The sequence below is a fragment of the Flavobacterium aquicola genome (genome assembly GCF_003385115.1).
GTDB classification, from domain to species: domain Bacteria; phylum Bacteroidota; class Bacteroidia; order Flavobacteriales; family Flavobacteriaceae; genus Flavobacterium; species Flavobacterium aquicola.
This window is the reverse complement of the sequence record NZ_QUNI01000001.1, coordinates 138,075-154,547: the sequence shown is the minus strand read 5'-3', so window position 1 is coordinate 154,547 and position 16,473 is coordinate 138,075. Positions and strand designations below refer to the sequence as shown.

20 protein-coding genes are annotated in these 16,473 nt (G+C 34.6%); 5 read left to right on the top strand and 15 right to left on the bottom strand.

Annotated elements, in window-relative coordinates:
* The first annotated feature begins 38 nt into the window (after positions 1 to 38).
* On the top strand, positions 39 to 2,324 hold the full coding sequence (gene katG / locus C8P67_RS00580; RefSeq protein ID WP_115809299.1) for a catalase/peroxidase HPI: 2,286 nt from the start codon (positions 39 to 41) through the stop codon (positions 2,322 to 2,324).
* A gap of 120 nt (positions 2,325 to 2,444) precedes the next feature.
* Here the strand turns inward: katG and C8P67_RS00575 are convergent, their stop codons facing one another.
* Both C8P67_RS00575 and C8P67_RS00570 read right to left on the bottom strand, forming a co-directional pair.
* On the bottom strand, positions 2,445 to 2,834 hold the full coding sequence (locus tag C8P67_RS00575) for a DUF1398 domain-containing protein (RefSeq protein ID WP_115809297.1): 390 nt from the start codon (positions 2,832 to 2,834) through the stop codon (positions 2,445 to 2,447).
* A gap of 52 nt (positions 2,835 to 2,886) precedes the next feature.
* Positions 2,887 to 3,321 carry an acyl-CoA thioesterase gene (locus C8P67_RS00570; protein ID WP_115809295.1) on the bottom strand — a complete coding sequence of 145 codons (435 nt, stop codon included), beginning with the start codon at positions 3,319 to 3,321 and terminating at the stop codon, positions 2,887 to 2,889.
* Between the two features lie 152 nt (positions 3,322 to 3,473).
* Between C8P67_RS00570 and C8P67_RS00560 the strand changes: the two genes are divergently transcribed.
* A complete protein-coding gene (locus tag C8P67_RS00560; protein WP_317125435.1) occupies positions 3,474 to 4,085 on the top strand; it encodes a DUF6642 family protein in 612 nt (203 codons plus the stop codon).
* 9 nt (positions 4,086 to 4,094) lie between these two features.
* Here C8P67_RS00560 and C8P67_RS00555 read toward each other — a convergent pair whose 3' ends face one another.
* The 9 genes from C8P67_RS00555 to C8P67_RS00515 all read right to left on the bottom strand — a co-directional run bounded on the left by C8P67_RS00555 (position 4,095) and on the right by C8P67_RS00515 (position 9,302).
* A complete protein-coding gene (locus tag C8P67_RS00555) occupies positions 4,095 to 4,655 on the bottom strand; it encodes a DJ-1/PfpI family protein (RefSeq protein WP_115809294.1) in 561 nt (186 codons plus the stop codon).
* Between the two features lie 144 nt (positions 4,656 to 4,799).
* Positions 4,800 to 5,318, bottom strand: a complete 519-nt coding sequence (locus tag C8P67_RS00550; RefSeq protein ID WP_115809292.1) for a hypothetical protein — start codon at positions 5,316 to 5,318, stop codon at positions 4,800 to 4,802.
* 126 nt (positions 5,319 to 5,444) lie between these two features.
* Entirely contained in the window at positions 5,445 to 5,885 is a 441-nt protein-coding gene (locus C8P67_RS00545) for a carboxymuconolactone decarboxylase family protein (protein ID WP_115809290.1), read from the bottom strand.
* A gap of 67 nt (positions 5,886 to 5,952) precedes the next feature.
* Positions 5,953 to 6,528, bottom strand: a complete 576-nt coding sequence (locus C8P67_RS00540) for a Crp/Fnr family transcriptional regulator (protein WP_115809288.1) — start codon at positions 6,526 to 6,528, stop codon at positions 5,953 to 5,955.
* A 47-nt stretch (positions 6,529 to 6,575) separates the two neighbouring features.
* Complete coding sequence (locus C8P67_RS00535) at positions 6,576 to 6,935, bottom strand: YybH family protein (protein ID WP_211319877.1); 360 nt, start codon at positions 6,933 to 6,935, stop codon at positions 6,576 to 6,578.
* Between the two features lie 22 nt (positions 6,936 to 6,957).
* On the bottom strand, positions 6,958 to 7,335 hold the full coding sequence (locus C8P67_RS00530) for a nuclear transport factor 2 family protein (protein WP_115809286.1): 378 nt from the start codon (positions 7,333 to 7,335) through the stop codon (positions 6,958 to 6,960).
* A gap of 41 nt (positions 7,336 to 7,376) precedes the next feature.
* The gene (locus tag C8P67_RS00525; protein ID WP_115809284.1) at positions 7,377 to 8,066 is read right to left on the bottom strand and encodes a 2'-5' RNA ligase family protein; all 690 of its coding nucleotides are present in this window, start codon (positions 8,064 to 8,066) and stop codon (positions 7,377 to 7,379) included.
* Positions 8,067 to 8,354: 288 nt separating this feature from the next.
* A complete protein-coding gene (locus C8P67_RS00520; RefSeq protein ID WP_115809282.1) occupies positions 8,355 to 8,852 on the bottom strand; it encodes an SRPBCC family protein in 498 nt (165 codons plus the stop codon).
* Positions 8,853 to 8,867: 15 nt separating this feature from the next.
* Positions 8,868 to 9,302 (bottom strand): SRPBCC family protein, encoded by a 435-nt coding sequence (locus C8P67_RS00515; protein WP_115809280.1) that lies wholly within the window; start codon positions 9,300 to 9,302, stop codon positions 8,868 to 8,870.
* Positions 9,303 to 9,553: 251 nt separating this feature from the next.
* On the opposite strand from C8P67_RS00515, the gene C8P67_RS00510 reads away from it, so the two are divergent.
* Positions 9,554 to 10,534, top strand: coding sequence for a GlxA family transcriptional regulator (locus C8P67_RS00510; RefSeq protein ID WP_115809278.1), 981 nt, complete (start codon positions 9,554 to 9,556; stop codon positions 10,532 to 10,534).
* Between the two features lie 96 nt (positions 10,535 to 10,630).
* Here the strand turns inward: C8P67_RS00510 and C8P67_RS00505 are convergent, their stop codons facing one another.
* Positions 10,631 to 11,056, bottom strand: a complete 426-nt coding sequence (locus C8P67_RS00505; protein ID WP_147298181.1) for a hypothetical protein — start codon at positions 11,054 to 11,056, stop codon at positions 10,631 to 10,633.
* Between the two features lie 347 nt (positions 11,057 to 11,403).
* Here C8P67_RS00505 and C8P67_RS00500 point away from each other — a divergent pair, with 347 nt between their 5' ends.
* Positions 11,404 to 13,065: an ELWxxDGT repeat protein gene (locus C8P67_RS00500; protein ID WP_115809274.1), complete on the top strand. Its 1,662-nt coding sequence runs from the start codon at positions 11,404 to 11,406 to the stop codon at positions 13,063 to 13,065.
* A 240-nt stretch (positions 13,066 to 13,305) separates the two neighbouring features.
* Entirely contained in the window at positions 13,306 to 14,271 is a 966-nt protein-coding gene (locus tag C8P67_RS00495) for a DNA cytosine methyltransferase (protein ID WP_115809272.1), read from the top strand.
* Here C8P67_RS00495 and C8P67_RS00490 read toward each other — a convergent pair.
* The 3 genes from C8P67_RS00490 to C8P67_RS00480 all read right to left on the bottom strand — a co-directional run bounded on the left by C8P67_RS00490 (position 14,264) and on the right by C8P67_RS00480 (position 16,228).
* The gene (locus C8P67_RS00490; RefSeq protein ID WP_115809270.1) at positions 14,264 to 15,025 is read right to left on the bottom strand and encodes a hypothetical protein; all 762 of its coding nucleotides are present in this window, start codon (positions 15,023 to 15,025) and stop codon (positions 14,264 to 14,266) included. The genes C8P67_RS00495 and C8P67_RS00490 overlap by 8 nt on opposite strands.
* Positions 15,026 to 15,081: 56 nt before the next feature.
* The gene (locus C8P67_RS00485; protein WP_245980350.1) at positions 15,082 to 15,546 is read right to left on the bottom strand and encodes a hypothetical protein; all 465 of its coding nucleotides are present in this window, start codon (positions 15,544 to 15,546) and stop codon (positions 15,082 to 15,084) included.
* Between the two features lie 118 nt (positions 15,547 to 15,664).
* A complete protein-coding gene (locus C8P67_RS00480) occupies positions 15,665 to 16,228 on the bottom strand; it encodes a 2'-5' RNA ligase family protein (protein ID WP_115809268.1) in 564 nt (187 codons plus the stop codon).
* Positions 16,229 to 16,473 lie beyond the last annotated feature (245 nt).

Below are 16,473 nucleotides of genomic sequence, written 5' to 3'. Positions count from 1 at the left end.
TTGGTAAATTGGTCTAAGTTTTTAAAAATCATCACATTATGGAAAATAACGCAAATCAGAATTCAAACGGAGAAAGTAAATGTCCGTTTTCGGGAGGAAGTTCAAAACAATGTACTGGATCAGGTACAAAAAATACTGATTGGTGGCCAAAGCAGCTACAAGTAAAAATCCTTAGACAAAATTCATCTTTATCCAATCCGATGGGGGAAAGTTTTAATTATGCAGAAGCATTTAAAAGTCTGGATTTAGAAGCGGTAAAGAAAGACCTTCACGACTTAATGACCGATTCCCAAGATTGGTGGCCCGCTGACTTTGGTCATTATGGCGGACTATTTGTTAGAATGGCCTGGCATAGTGCAGGAACATATCGTGTTCATGATGGCAGGGGAGGTGCTGGGGCTGGTCAGCAGCGATTCGCACCGCTTAACAGCTGGCCTGATAATGTAAGTCTTGATAAAGCGAGAAGACTTTTATGGCCTATTAAACAAAAATATGGACGAAAAATCTCGTGGGCAGATTTGATGATATTAACCGGTAATGTTGCATTGGAATCGATGGGATTTAAAACCTTTGGTTTTGCTGGAGGACGAGCTGATGTATGGGAACCAGAGGATGCCATTTATTGGGGTTCTGAAACTACCTGGCTTGGGGGAGATGAACGTTACAAAGATGGTTCTGAAGGTGTGCCGAAAGATCATGGAGTTGTTTCATCTGATGATGATGCAAATGGTCAAATTCACTCTAGAAATTTAGAAAAACCGCTTGCAGCTGTACAAATGGGACTTATATATGTAAATCCTGAGGGACCTGATGGTAATCCTGATCCTATCGCTGCTGCAAAAGATATAAGGGATACTTTTGGGCGCATGGCTATGAATGATGAAGAAACAGTAGCATTGATTGCTGGCGGACATACATTTGGGAAAACGCATGGAGCGGGACCTTCAGACCATGTAGGTAAAGAGCCGGAAGCAGCAGGTTTAGAATTGCAGGGTTTTGGATGGAAAAGCAGTTTTGGTTCAGGAAAAGGAGCTGATACAATTACAAGCGGATTGGAAGTAACATGGACAAAAACGCCAACGCAATGGAGTAATAACTTCTTCGAAAACTTATTTGGTTTTGAATGGGAACTTTCTAAAAGCCCAGCTGGTGCCCACCAATGGATTGCTAAAAATGCCGAAGCGATTATTCCTGATGCTTTTGATAGTTCTAAAAAGCATTTGCCAACAATGCTTACAACAGATTTATCACTAAGATTGGATCCTGCTTATGAGAAAATATCACGCCGTTTTCTTGAAAATCCAAACGAATTTGCTGATGCTTTTGCCCGTGCATGGTTTAAGTTAACACATCGTGATATGGGACCACGCTCTCGTTATGTTGGAAATGATGTTCCTCAGGAAGTATTGTTGTGGCAGGATCCTATTCCAGCAGTAGATCATCCGCTAATTGATGAAAATGATATCATACAATTAAAAGAAAAAATATTAAACACAGGTTTAACTACTTCGCAATTAGTTGGAACAGCGTGGGCTTCAGCGTCAACATTTAGAGGGTCAGATAAACGTGGAGGAGCAAACGGAGCTCGTATAAGACTGGCACCGCAAAAAGACTGGAAGGTTAATAATCCTACTGTACTAAAACAGGTTTTAGATAAGCTTGAAAGTATTCACACAGAATTTAACAATTCGCTGCAAAGCGGGAAAAAAGTTTCATTGGCTGATTTAATTGTTTTGGCAGGTAATGCTGGGGTTGAGAAAGCGGCAAAAGAAGCAGGATTTTCAGTAACTGTTCCTTTTTCACCAGGTCGTACGGATGCATCTGCAGAACAGACTGATGTTGAATCTTTCGGATATCTGGAGCCAAAAGCAGATGGTTTCCGTAATTATCGCAGTACAAAATCAGTTGTGTCTACAGAAGAACTTCTTATTGATAAAGCAAATTTATTGACACTAACAGCCCCAGAATTAACCGTACTTTTAGGCGGATTGCGTGTACTTGATATTAATTCTGATGAATCAAAGAATGGTGTTTTTACCCATCGCCCAGGCCAGCTAACTAATGATTTCTTTGTAAATCTTTTGGATATGAATACCAAATGGCAGGCATTGTCTGATGATAAAGAACTTTATGCAGGAAACGATTATAATACAGGACAGCCCAAATGGATAGGAACCAGAGCTGATCTTGTTTTTGGATCGAATTCAGAATTAAGAGCTGTAGCGGAAGTATATGCTAGCAGTGATGCAAATGAAAAATTCATCAAAGACTTCGTAGCGGCTTGGACCAAAGTGATGAATCTTGACCGTTTCGATTTGGTCTAAAGACTTAGTTTTTTTGAATGTTATTTAACCGCAAGGATCGCAAAGTATTACACAAAGCTTTGCGATCTTTGCATTTTTTCTTTTTTTGTTCTTTGCGGTTAAATTATTTAAATCACGAATTTAAACTGGAATTTTCTCGATTAAAATTTCGTTTTCCGTGGTGTCAAAATAAGTGCAGGTCATATCGATGATATCAACACGCCATTTTGCGATGCCGCATTGACCGGCATGATTGCAAAAGGTTAAATAATCGGTTTGACCATCTTGGTGCATCACTAAAAATTCGATAAATCGTTCCTTATTGGCCGATGGAGCAATCGCTATTGCATCATATTTTTCATCAGAAGTAACATTGAAATTATTTACCCCGTAATAGGAAACATGCCCGTCATTCACGAATGTATCATATCCTTTTACACCCAAAATAATTAAATCTTGTATGTAATTTGGAAAATCGGCACCGCTTTTAACTTTGGAATGCGCTTCTTTAATTTGTTCTATTGTAAACATATAGCGATATATTAAGATTAAATTTATTCATTCAAAAATACGATTAAAGGTTTTAAAGAACAATAAAATCATCGCTTTTAGGAAAAACGTTTAATGCATCTACCACAATCTGCGGTGTTGGAGAGGCTAGCTTTCGTAATTTAGTATCCATCCAAGCGCCATCTACCGTGATAGTTGCACACAATGTATCGTCTTTATAAAACTGATGAATAATTGACCATCTTGATGCATCGGCTTTCATTTTTGACATTTTGGTCTGCATGATGATGACATCGGACAGATTTATTTCTCTTCTAAAAACACATTCTTCCCTAAATAATATTGGACCAATATGCTCTGTCTGCATGACTCTTAATGTTATTCCCAATTGCTCAAGCAGTTCCACACGATGCTGTGCGCCAAAATCATAATAGGCACTATGGCGCAGGTGAAAATTAGGATCTAAATCAGACCAGCGGAAAGATAATTGTTTGCTAAATGTAGCCATGGATGTATATGTTTATTATGTTTTTTTGGCTAAGATAGTAAGGATTTTCTATCTGCCATTATAACTTTTTGCCAAAATTATTCAAAAAAATCAGGTTGGTTTGCTCTTAAATTTTGGTGATTTGGTTTTTAAATTCTTATCTTACATTCTAATTGATAACTATTAAAAGAAGTATTTTGAATCTGCAGCATAACTATAATTCGGAGGACTATGAACAATTTATTTTTTGCCTAGAAGGTGTACCTGATGTTGAGGTAATGACTGTTACATCGGTAGTCAAAAATTTAGAACAGCTGGCTGTTGAGCACGGAATTGCAAGTATTTATAAAACCTGCGACACTATTGAAGGGCTGGAGGAAAGCTTGAATACACTACTGTATGATGACCACAACTTTAAGGACTACGAAATTATTTATTTGGTAATGCAGGGCAAAAGAAATACAATTTGTCTCCATGATTATTACTATAGTTTCGAAGAAATTGCTGAAATATTTGAGGGTAAGATGAAAGGTAAAATTTTGCATTTTGCCAATACCAAAGTACTCGATTTAAAAGAGGAAGAGGCGCAATATTTTCTTGATATCACTGGCGCATTGGCAGTTTCGGGTTATGGCGTGGCTCACAAGAATATTGACAGCAATTTATTAGACAAGGCCTTTTTCAGTTTGTGCCAAGAAATAGACGATGTTGTGGATATTGTAGAAGAATTGCATCAAAAGCATTATGCACTTTGTAAATTGCTCGATTTTAGATTGTATTACTAACTGATTTAATTAACCGCGATAATCCATTTTTTTACGAATTTCTTCCTGTGCATTTTGTCCAGCCCATTTTTCGCATAAATAAAGTCCAAGATCAATAGAGGCAGAGACTGCCCCAGCGGTAATTACATTGCCATCTTCAACTATTCTTGAGTTTACTACTTCCTTGCAATAGGGTTTGAGTGCTTCATATTCTTGGAAGTTTGTAGTTGCTTTTTTATCGGTTAAAAAACCTGCCGCTCCCAAAATCAGACTGCCAGTGCAGATTGAAATTTTAGTGGTATCAATCCCAGCAGTTTTTATCCACTCTATAAATTCGGTGTCAAACTGTAATTCCCTCGTTCCGAAACCACCCGGAATAATTATTGCATCATAATTTGCCAATGAACTTTTAATTTTAGCGGGAACTATTTCCAAGCCAAAAGAATCAGCTATCTTTTTATCCGAATAGGCACAAATGTCCCAACTCATGTCAGGCAAATACCCCATTGATTTCAATCGGCTAATTGGATCGTAAATTCCAATAAAATCCAGCCAGGTTATGTTGTCAAAAAGGATATAGGCAATTTTCATTTGTTATGCAGTTTTTTGTTATTTGACTTTTTTTCGTTTAGTACTAACTGATTGATTATAAGATTTCGGTATCATTCCAAATACAAAACTATCTTTCCATTAAGCCAATTGCTTAAATCCGTTTGGAGCTGTTATGTGTAGTTTTTAGGCATACCATTTTCCAACTTCATTAATTATAGTCCATTTTCCATCAATCTTTTTTAAGATATAGATTGCCCCAAAGCCACCCATTAAATCCATATTTACAATTGCAATATTTATTTCCGAAAAAATAATTGGTTTACTCACAAAATAAAAGGGTCTTTTTTCTCGGATAAATTCACTTTGATTATTTTTTAAAGCGTCAATTATTGAATGATAATCATAAAATTTGAAATGACTTAATTCAGATCTGTTAATTAAAATTCCAAAATCTTTTTTATCTCCTCTTTTTAATATTCGTTTTTGCTGTCTATTAAAACTAATTTTATTTTCAATTTGTTTTCTCAAAAACTTACTTTTAAATGAAGTTGTACTAAGCGTATCAACAATTGGTATTTCAGGATTAACATTATTAATAACAGTATTTATAATTTCATAAATTTCACTTTCATTATTTTTTTGTCCATACGTTAGACAGCTAAAAGTCATTAAAAAGAGTAATACAATTATTTTAGGTTTCATTTTAATCGTTTTTCTGGAAAAAATTACACATAACTATCAAATATCGGAATTTTGTTTAATAAAAAACCTCTCTGCATTCATTTGTTGAATACAGAGAGGTTTTTCTAATTGATTTTTGCTTCGAAATTATTTTGCAACTTGCATATTGGTACTGATAGCAATCCTGTTCCATGCATTTATGGTAACAACTGCCATTATCAGTTGTGCAATATAATTTTCGTCAAAAAGCTGTGTTGCTTTTTTGTATGTTTCATCAGATAATCCATGATTGTGGATTAATGTAATTTCTTCGGTAATTGCCAAAATCACTTTTTCTTCCTCGGTAAATAAATCCGTTTCCTGCCAAGCATTCAGCAAAAAGATGCGTTGAAGTGTTTCCCCGTATTTAATGGCATCTTTTGTATGCATATCGATACAAAAGGCACATTTGTTAATTTGTGAAGCACGGATTTTTAGTAATTCCTTATGCGTTTTTGATAATTGTGTGGTTGCTAAATAATTTTCCAATGCAAACATTGCTTTGTAGGCTTGTGGGGCAATTTCGTTGATGTCGATTCTCTTTTCCATTGTTTTATGATTTAAATTTTGATACGACAAAGTTCAAAATCATTGAGCAGAAAAAACTTAAACTGGTTTAAGAACGTTTTTTATTTCTGATTTCGCTTAGATATTCGGGAGTGAATCCCAAGAAAGATGCAATAAGATATTGCGGAATCCGCTGTACAAATTCGGGATATTTGCTGTTTAGCTGATGGTAAAAATCTTCTTTGGAAAAACTGTACAAATACTTTATCCGCATTTGTGAGGCACCGTAGGCTCGCTGATAAATGAATCGGAAATAGCGTTCCATCTTTGGAAATTCAATCAATAACTTTTGTTGTGACAGATAGTCGATGACTAAAATTTCCGAATTTTCGACAGCCTGAATATAAAATTCGGAAGTCAGTTTATTTTCAAAAGCGATATTATCTGTAATCCACCAATTTTCGATGGCAAATTCGGTTGTTTGCTCAATGCCTTTTTCGTTAACAAAAAACTTTCTCAGACAGCCGTTAAGAACAAAATAATGGGATTTGCATATTTGTCCTTCGACAAGAAGATTCTCTTTTTTTCGGACTTTTATAGCCTGAAAAAAAGCCAAAATATCGAGGAATTCACTTTCGTTTATTTCGATAAATTTTTCCAAATGTTTTTTGAATATTTCAGACATATTTTTTCAGACGGTTTTGCGAATGGACAGAGGAGGAGTGTTGTTTTTTATTCAGAATAATTAACGATTGCGTTATTCACTATCATATTGCTGTTGAGACTCATTACTTCAACCGCTTTTTTGTTTGTTGCGGTATTGATATAATAAATAGTAAGACTATTTACGCCAATTAATATATCCAGAAGTTCAAATTTCAAAGTTGGATTATTTTCCAATCCTAATGCCCAATATTTTCTAACATTTTCTTTTCCGATTACGATTCCTTTGGTTTCAGGAAGCCTTTTTAATGCTAAGGGGCTTTCGATAGAAAAATCTTCTGAATAATGTGATAATATTTTGTCAAGATTATGTGAGTTCCATGATGCTATCCACTCTTTGGCAAATGCTGTTGCAAATTCTTTTGTCATTATTATGTGTATTATGTGTCTTTTATGATTGGTTGTCGTTTTTCGCTTCAACAACGGCCAGATTGTGTATTATTTTCCATTCGTTGTCAGTATCCAAAACTAATGAATTATATGAAACAAAATGATTCTCGGAGCTTTCTATACGAAGTTTAACCGAAGCAATTGTTCCACATTCGTCAACATTTTCAATAGTCATAATTCTTGGCAGTCCGCCAAAAACTCCTGCCTGAATATTGGATAAATATTTTTCTCTGTCAATTATTGTTACTCCAGCTGTTCCCATGAAATTATTGCTCGTAACCCGAAAATCCTTATGTAAAACTTTATCTAAAAGTACAGTGTCGCTATTGTCTCCGCCTTTTACAAAATCGGTTATGGTTTGTTTTATTTTATCGGTCATTGTTGTTTTGAATAAAATTGATAGTGTAGATTTTGATTAGTTTAAATTTTGAACTCAGCCAGTTTTTGAACGATTTCCTCTCTTTGGTACCAATCATTATAGACTAAGTCTAATGTACTAATTTTTGAAGTTCCAAAATCATAGTCCCTGTATTTTTCGATGCAATTCATGAACTGATTGACATCATTCAGTTTTTCTCTGAATCTAAGTACCGTAATATGTGCGGTAGTCAAAGGATATCTTTTGTCAATGCTTTTTTGAAGACTGGATTTTCCAAAATTTCCCCTTAGATTTTCTCTAATTTGATTCAAGGTTTCCGTTTTTGGAAACCCCTGAACCATTATCGCCGAGTCGGAAGCGGTGATTCCCTTGAATTCAATTTCAAATTCGGTGATAGATTCTAGACTTTTGCTTATGATTTCAGCATATTCATTAACATTAATGTCTGCTAAACTAAAACCTTCGTAGCAAGAGATAATGGACAGCGTGGTTACATGTAAATCAGGATTGGAGTAGTAGTATTGCTCAGGTTCCAGACTTTTTAATTCGGTAAGGAAGTTTTGAATTCTCTTTTGGGTTTCAATTTCTGGTTTGATCACGAGCGTCATTCCAAATCTTTTATCCAATGGATTATCTATGTTTAAATCAATTGAATATTCATTGTTTAGAATTTTTTGTGAAGACTCATTATATAATTCGTGGTAGAGTTTATGTAGGTTTTTGTTGTGCATGGAAAGTTTATTGGACTCAAATTTAGTCTAAAACTATGGATATTAGTTTTTAGATGCTAAAAAAAGTTGCCACAAATTGCACAAATTAATTACTGATTTACTTCGTCAGTTGCTGTCTCTCGTGTACAATTTGTAGCAAATAAATAAGTTGACAGAGTTTTAGACTTATGTTACTTATGAAAAACCAATGCCCTAGCCCTGACAGAAATGGAAATCCTTGTTGGGCGGGGTTCGCCCAACAAGATTGTAATGTATGGCAGGAAATAGCTCCTAATAATTACAATTAATTTAATTGGCAATATTCCATTTTTTGATGTTCTCGGCATTGATTTCGTTGGTTCCATCTTTTGGATTGGGTTGTCCTTTGCCCGTATTGATTAAACTTTTCAGGCTGTTTTGAATGAATCCAGTCCAGGCATCGTTGCATATATTGTAGCATTCGTCTTTTGGGGTTAAACCTTCGTGGGTTAATTTCACCTTGGTTTGCTCACCTTCTTTTGAAATCTCAAAAATCATCTTGGTGTTTACCCATTCGGTTTTGTCTTGGGTGAAGCTAAATTCATTTGCCAGTACTTGATAAACTAATTTCTGATCCTGAATCTTTTCAACAAGTTTTATTTTGCACAGGTGAATGTCTTGGTAATGATAGAAAAAAGTTTCGCCAAGCTGGTCTGTTTCGCCTTCGATGTCTTCGCTCCACCAGCCTCTAAAGTTTTGTATGGCGTTGAAGGCCTCGGCTGGTGTTTTATCAACCAAAATGGTCGATGTAAAATCCTGATTTTTCATATGATTTGTTTTTATTTATTTCAATTTTTCTGCCAGTATTTCCAAGTATTGTGTCCAAGCACTAGAACAATCATTATAGCATTCAAATTTTGGAACTAGGCCGTAATGTGTAAAGGTGACTTTGCTTTTGTCTCCCTCTTTTGAAATCTCAAAACCAAATTTGGTATTGGTCCATTCATCTGTTTTTTCAATAAAGGAGTGATAGCTTTCGGTTACCTTCCAAAAAACCTTTTGATTGTGTATTAAATCATTTAGTTGCTGTCTACTGTAATGTATTCCGTCACCTGCTCTGAACGTAAATTCTTCGTAGAGTATATCGCTGTTGCCCTGAATGTCTTCGTCAAACAAACCAACCCACCATTTGCGGACGTCGATTAAGGTTTCAAAAATGGTTTGAGGAGTTTGGGAAGATTCAAAGCTGAATGTATAATTTTTAGTTTCTGTTTCCATTTATAGTTATTTTAAGGTTGAACTAAAGTTACCAAGAAGGTGAGTACTGAATTCTTTTGTGTTTGTTAAGTTTTTGTTTTTCAGTTTGTTAAAATTGTTTAAAATGTTGGTTTGACTATTGAAGCCATAGTGTGAAAATATTTTTTTATAAAGGTACATTGTAATAATAATAGCGAAAGGTTGTAATTCAGACATTATAGCGGGTTGATTTGGACATGATTAAATGGTATCTTTACTAAAAAGAACTTGCGATGAAACATCTTACCATAATTGTTCCGGACGGTGAAAATAATTTGAGCAGTATTGTTGGCGCTTACAAAATATTTTCGCGAGCAAATGCCTATTGGAAACAAACAAAGAATACCGAATTGTTTACGATTCAGCTGGCTGGTATTTCTAAGGAAGTCGAATTTTATGAAGGATTATTTTCCGTGAGGCCACACGTCAATATCGCTGAAATAGCCAAAACGAATCTAATTATTATTCCGTCACTGAATCACAATTATACCAAGGCAGTGCAAGAAAATAAAGTCTTGATTGATTGGATTGAGAAACAATATAAAAACGGGGCAGAGGTCGCAAGTATATGTACAGGTGCTTTTATGCTGGCGTCATCGGGATTGTTGGATGGTAAAAACTGCTCAACCCATTGGGCTGCTGCCGATAATTTCAGAAAAATGTTTCCAAAAGTGAATTTGGAAACAGATAGGCTGATTACTGATGAAAATGGAATTTATACCAATGGCGGTGCTTATTCCTTCTTAAATTTAATTATTTATCTAATTGAGAAATACTTCGATAGGCAGACAGCAATTTATTGTTCCAAAGTTTTTCAGATTGAAATGGATAGGAACAGCCAGTCTGAATTTGCCATTTTTACAGGGCAAAAACTGCATGAAGATGATACAGTGAAAAAAGCGCAATCCTACATTGAAAGCAAACTGCATGAAAAAATATCTGTTGATCATTTGTCTACGACTTTCTCGGTAAGCCGAAGAAACTTTGACAGGCGATTTATTAAAGCCACTGGCAATACGCCTGTAGAATACATGCAGCGAGTAAAAGTGGAATCGGCAAAGAAAGCGTTTGAGTCCACCCGTAAAAATATTACCGAAGTCATGTATGATGTGGGATACTCGGATGTAAAAGCATTTCGGGAAGTGTTTAAAAGAATAACCGGTATGTCACCAATTGATTATCGAAACAAATACAATAAAGATGTTATGGTTTGATAAATAAGAGGTCTTTTTATTTAGAAATGCATAGAAACATCAAAACCGATTAAATTACCTTAATCGGTTTTTTTTGATATTGAAATAAATCTGTTATTAAAACAGCATTTGTGCCAATGGTGTAAGCGATTGCGCTGATTTTGGAAGTAAAGGAGTAAGTGCCTGTAATTGAGCAGGCGTGATTAATTTTTTTATTTTGGTCAAAAATGATTCTCTTGTGGCTGTCATTTTAGAATTATAACCAGCAACATCTGTTTTCTTTGTTGGCAGAATGTTTTTCTTTTTATTCAGTATTTCATTTACTAATGAAGTGACTCCGGGTTTTTGAGTATTGGTTAATTTCAGTTTTGGTCCCAAAAGTCCCATAACCTGATTAGATATTGCAGCTACGTCAAATGTGCTTGCTGAAGTGGCTGTTTTAGTCGCTGTATTGGCCGCTTTTGTAATGTCTCCCATGCTTTGGGCGTTGGCAAATGTAAATGTCCCCAAGAGAAGAGCCGTAATAATGAGTTTCTTTTTCATAGTATTAAAATTTAAGTTGCTTGATGATAAAGGTTTGTAATAAAATCTTTAGCTAAAGTTATAAAAAAAACTTTAAAATAGGTTACAGTTATTATTACCGGCATGAAGTTGCTGCTTCAGGTGTTTTTGATTTTAATCAGTAGAGGAAAAACTGTTTTGTAAAGCAGTGGTAAAAATATTCTTGCATAATTTAATTATTAAATAGATAGTATGTAAGTGTAAGATTACTTGTTGGTTACTATTTGTTTTGTTCTTGAAAACTGACCTCTATGATGTTTGATTCCCTTAAAAAAAACAGTAGTTTTGTTCGAATAATAATTCGAAAGATAAATCCCTAAAATAAACATATGAAAGGAAAAATTACTCTATTAACTATTATGATAGTTGCTTTTGGCTGGAATTTGCGCGCTCAGTATACGCCTGAATTGATTCAGAATATAAATGAGTTTAATCTCGGCAGTTATCCGGATGACTTAATTATTATTAATCATAAACTATTCTTTACTGCAAAAGATCAGGATCATGGCTATGAACTAAGAGTATATGATGGCAGTCCTGAAAAACCTGGCGGAGTTTCTTTGGTTAAAGATATTACACTTGCTGATGATCCCGCTTACAATGAATATTCTGGCAGTGATATAACTAATATTGTTGATGTAGATGGAGTGGCTTACTTTATTGTAAGAGGCGGTGGATTATGGAAATCGGATGGTACAGAAGCGGGGACACAATTAGTAAGTCAGTTTACATCCCATACAATTATGGCTGATCGTTTAATGACAAATGTTAATGGTACTTTGTATTTTATTGCGGGAACTCCTTCATCCAGTGCATTGTGGAAATCTGATGGGACTAAAGATGGAACACTTTTTTTACACGCAATTGATCCAGATCATTATGGCGATGGATTTGAGATTACCGAAATGATTGCTCTGAATGATTTATTGATTTTTGTTGCTGAGGGAAGTGCTGGAAATACTGAGCTTTGGGTAAGCAATAGTACTTCTGAAGGAACATTTATGCTAAAAGAAATCAAAGAAGGTCTGGATGGTTCGTATCCTAAAGGTCTAACCTATCATAACGGATTAATTTTCTTTTCTGCTGATGATGGTGTAAATGGCAGGGAGCTCTGGAGAACTGACGGAACTCCCGAAGGCACGCAAATGGCATTTGATTTGGAGGCAGGGCAATGGGGAAGCAATCCTGAACAAATTACAAGTGTTAACGGGAATTTGTATTTTTCCGGTAATCATGATAATCTTGGAGGACAATTATTTAAAAGCGATGGTACGCTGCGCGGTACCGAATTTATTGAGATTAAACCAGAATATAAAGACCCTTTTTATGAACCATATCCTCGAAATTTTGTGAATTTAAATGGACAAGTTGCCTTTAGTGCCGAAAATTCCAGTACAAATAGCAGAGATCTTTGGATAACAAATGGAATATCAGATGGTACTCACCTGATAAAACAGCCTGCTTACTCGAATCGTTTTTATCAGCCTGAAGAAATGGTTTCGGATGGAGCCAATCTTTTTTTTAGAGCAAGGAGTTCTTCTGAAGGTTCTGAGCTGTGGATCTCAAATGGAACTGATTTAGGAACGCTGAGAATGAAAGATATATATCCAGGCGAAAAGGGAAGTAATCCTCATAACCTTATTTTAATGGGCAACGGTGTTTTCTTTGCTGCTGAAGATGATGTTTTTGGTGTTGAATTATGGAGAAGTAATTTATTTACGGAAGCACAGTTAAGTGTTTCTGAGAATAAAATAAATAAAAATGCAGCTGTAATTTATCCAAATCCTACTAGTGATGTTATTAAGGTAAAAATAGATCTTAAATTAGTTGGTTCAGATTATTCGATTACCAATCTGGCAGGACAAACGGTATTAACGGGAAAATTAAATTCAGAAATAACCAATATTGATATAAATAAACTGGCTGGAGGGTTATACTTGTATAAAATTGCAGGAGAAAAAGGAGATGGATTTAAATTTTTAAAAAAATAAAAGGGCACAATACTATTGTGATAATTAATTAGTGATATTTCAGTAGTTTATATTCTATGCTGTTGGCTGGACTTCTGTTGAGGCATTATTAAAAAAACAGAGTGTAGTTAGAGGATTGTTATTGTAATTAATTGATTTTTGCGAACAAGGATATATTTTTTTAAATCCCCATTTCAAGCTGTATATTTGTTTCAGAAAAATGTAATTTCGCGCACAGCAATCAGCGAAAAAAATTAATGTATGAGTGAAAAGTTTACTGTCGGCAGTTTATATGCAGGTATCGGAGGTATATGTCTGGGTTTTAGAAATTCAGGTTTTGACATAAAATGGGCCAATGAATTTGATAAAAATGCCTGTATCACTTATCGAAATAATTTTGAGCACCAGCTTATCGAAGGTGATGTTCTGCAGTTAGATATTGATGCTATTCCAAAAATACACATACTCACCGCTGGCTTTCCCTGCCAGCCGTTCTCGGTAGCCGGTTATAGAAAAGGTTTTGATGACAATAGGGGAAACCACTTCTTCCGAATACTTGATTTTGTTGATACCATGAGGCCAAAAGTGGTGTTTTTAGAAAATGTAAAAAACCTTTATACTCATGATCACGGCAAAACAATGAAAGTGATTGAGCAGTCGTTAAGAGATAGAAATTATTCCTTTCAGGCTAAGGTTCTTAATACAAAAGACTACGGGAATATCCCTCACAATAGAGAACGGATCTTTATGGTAGCTTTTGATAAAGATATATATCCTGATGCCGAAAATACTTTTGAATTTCCCCAAAAAGAAGAACTGACAAAAACCATAAAAGAGGTTATCAGTAAAGAAAAAGTCGAGGATAATTTCTACTATGGCGAAGACAAGTATATGTACAATATGCTCAAAGAAACGATGAGATCTGAAGATACTGTTTATCAATTCAGACGTCAGTATGTAAGGGAAAACAAATCGAATGTCTGTCCGACTCTAACAGCAAACATGGGAACTGGCGGGCATAATGTACCGCTGATTAAGACTGAATTTGGTTTCAGAAAATTAACTCCAAGAGAATGTCTGCGTTTTCAGGGGTTTCCTGATACCTTCAAGATTCCGGCAAAAAGTGCCAATTCGAGTATTTATAAACAAGCAGGAAATTCTGTGAGTGTTCCCGTGATTCAGGCTGTTTCAAAGAATATTTTGAAGGTGCTGAACGGTATTAAATAGCTTTCAATTCCTGAACTAAATCTTTTATGCATTTCATATCACCGCTTTGAATGTAGTAGTTGCAAGCGTCCATTTTGGTATACTGGTTCAGCATTGCATTTTGAGGCAGAATATAGTTATTTGCTATAGTCGTTATAACATCAGCATTGGTGCAGTAACCTGCAATGTCAAAATTCCAAGTCCTTGCAAAAAGTATTTCGTCTATAGTTTTTCGGGAAATTTCATTGCTAAATAATAATCGGTCTGTTTTAAAAAGTTTTTTAATATCGGGTTCAATTCTAACCAAAATAAAATAGTCATACGAAACCGCAGAGCCGTTATTGAGCAAGATATTCGGGATGTATTGTGCCTGTGCATTCCAGTCTTTAGTTTCAAGCAACAGTAAATTCGATTGTGAGGCAGCAGATTTTACATTGATTTTTTTGCCCTGAATTTCTAAATCTGAGTCATCCCAGATTCCTTCTTTATAAATCCCGAAATCAGGTTCCTTAACTTCTAGACCTTCTGATTTGAAATAGTTATACAATACTATTTCGGCAAGTTTTCCCTGAAATGTGTTGCAGAATTTTTCACCCCCTTTTCGCTCATACTGTCCGCCAGTCCTACAGTTTCTATGATGTCCTGCACCAAAACACATTTCATAAGCAAAATCTATAACGGTCTGAACGGCTTCTCTTGGAACTGGAATTCCTGCAAATCCTTTTTTATGACTTACATAATAATAATTGGAACCTTCAGCGTTTTCTAACTTCATGAAATGTAAAATTTCGGCTTTTCTTTTTTACAAATAATTCTATTTTAAATTAAAATCTAATATTTAATTTCTATATCTAATTGTCTGCCTTCTTCTAAAGCTTTTTTGTCCATTGCTGAACCTACCAGAGCTCCAATTCCCATTCCAATAGGTAATCCTATAGCAAGTAATCCTAAATTGCCAATGCTTATTCCAAAAGCAATACCCAGCGGAATGCCAAATGCCGACATTCCCACAGCCAGCCAAAACGTGGTGTAATATTTTTGAGGTACAATTTTAAGTTCTTTTTCGACCAGTTTTATGATTTTGGATTGCTTTTTCTTAACTGTTTTCCCAAAATTAGTATCAAAAACCGGAATAGAATTTAATTCTTCGATATCTTGATTAATTGATTGAATGATGTGACTTGGTAATTCTTTTTTTGACAGTTCTTTTAGAAATGCTCCCAGCTGTTCATATACTTTAATTGCTTTATCGTATTCTGGCAAACCTTGTCTTTCTTTTAGTTCAATAAAATTCATGGATTGTTTTATTAAGTGTTGATGAAGTTCTGTTGTTTGTGTTTGAAGCTATTTATAAAAATAGTAAAAATAAAGTTACAAGTTTTTAAATATTTTGAAAGAAACTATTTTTCATCTATTAAAATAAAGTTCCCTGTACTAATTGCTGTTTCGGATTATTACCAAAAACAAAAGTATCAACTACAAAAAACTGTTTTACATTCTCATCAAATTGACGTAAAACCACACTGTCACAAACAAAATGCAAATCGATTTTGGTAAATAACTGATTTGCTTTTATTAAGTTTTCTGGACTAAGTCTTCGAGCGATTGATAGATGCGGATTGTCACTTTTCTTCATATCTTGGACTTGAAGTGATTTATTAAAATGTTTCATGATGTGCTTCAAATCCTTTTTTGAATCGTTGTCGGGTGCTATAAAAAATGCACCGTTTGAAGGGAAAGACCCAAACTCATTCAGATGTACATCGATAGGAACTAAAGGATCGCATAGTTTTTTTATTTGCTTTTTGATGGTTTCAATTGCAGTTTCTGTTGCTTTGAATTCGCAGATGGTAATATGACCAACGGAGTTTCTGCTATTGAACCATTTCACTTCAGAGTACAATTTATCTTTCATAGATTTAACTAAAAGGAGAATTTCTTCAGAAGGATGAATAACGAGAGAATATAATTTTTCCATGGATTTTTTTAAATGAGTAAAAGTAAGTTTTCTATTTAAACTGGAAATTAAGAAAATTCGAAGATTAATTTTACATGCTTGGCAGTATTCTTATAAAACACAGAGTATAATTACGAAATTGATGTTTAAAGCCTGATTTGTTTGTTTTTAACTCAAATACCAATTAACTTAGCATGCTAATTTTAAAAAAGCGAACAATTTTAAATTATTTTGTTTCGCTATTTCTATTTGTTATTGGTAAATTT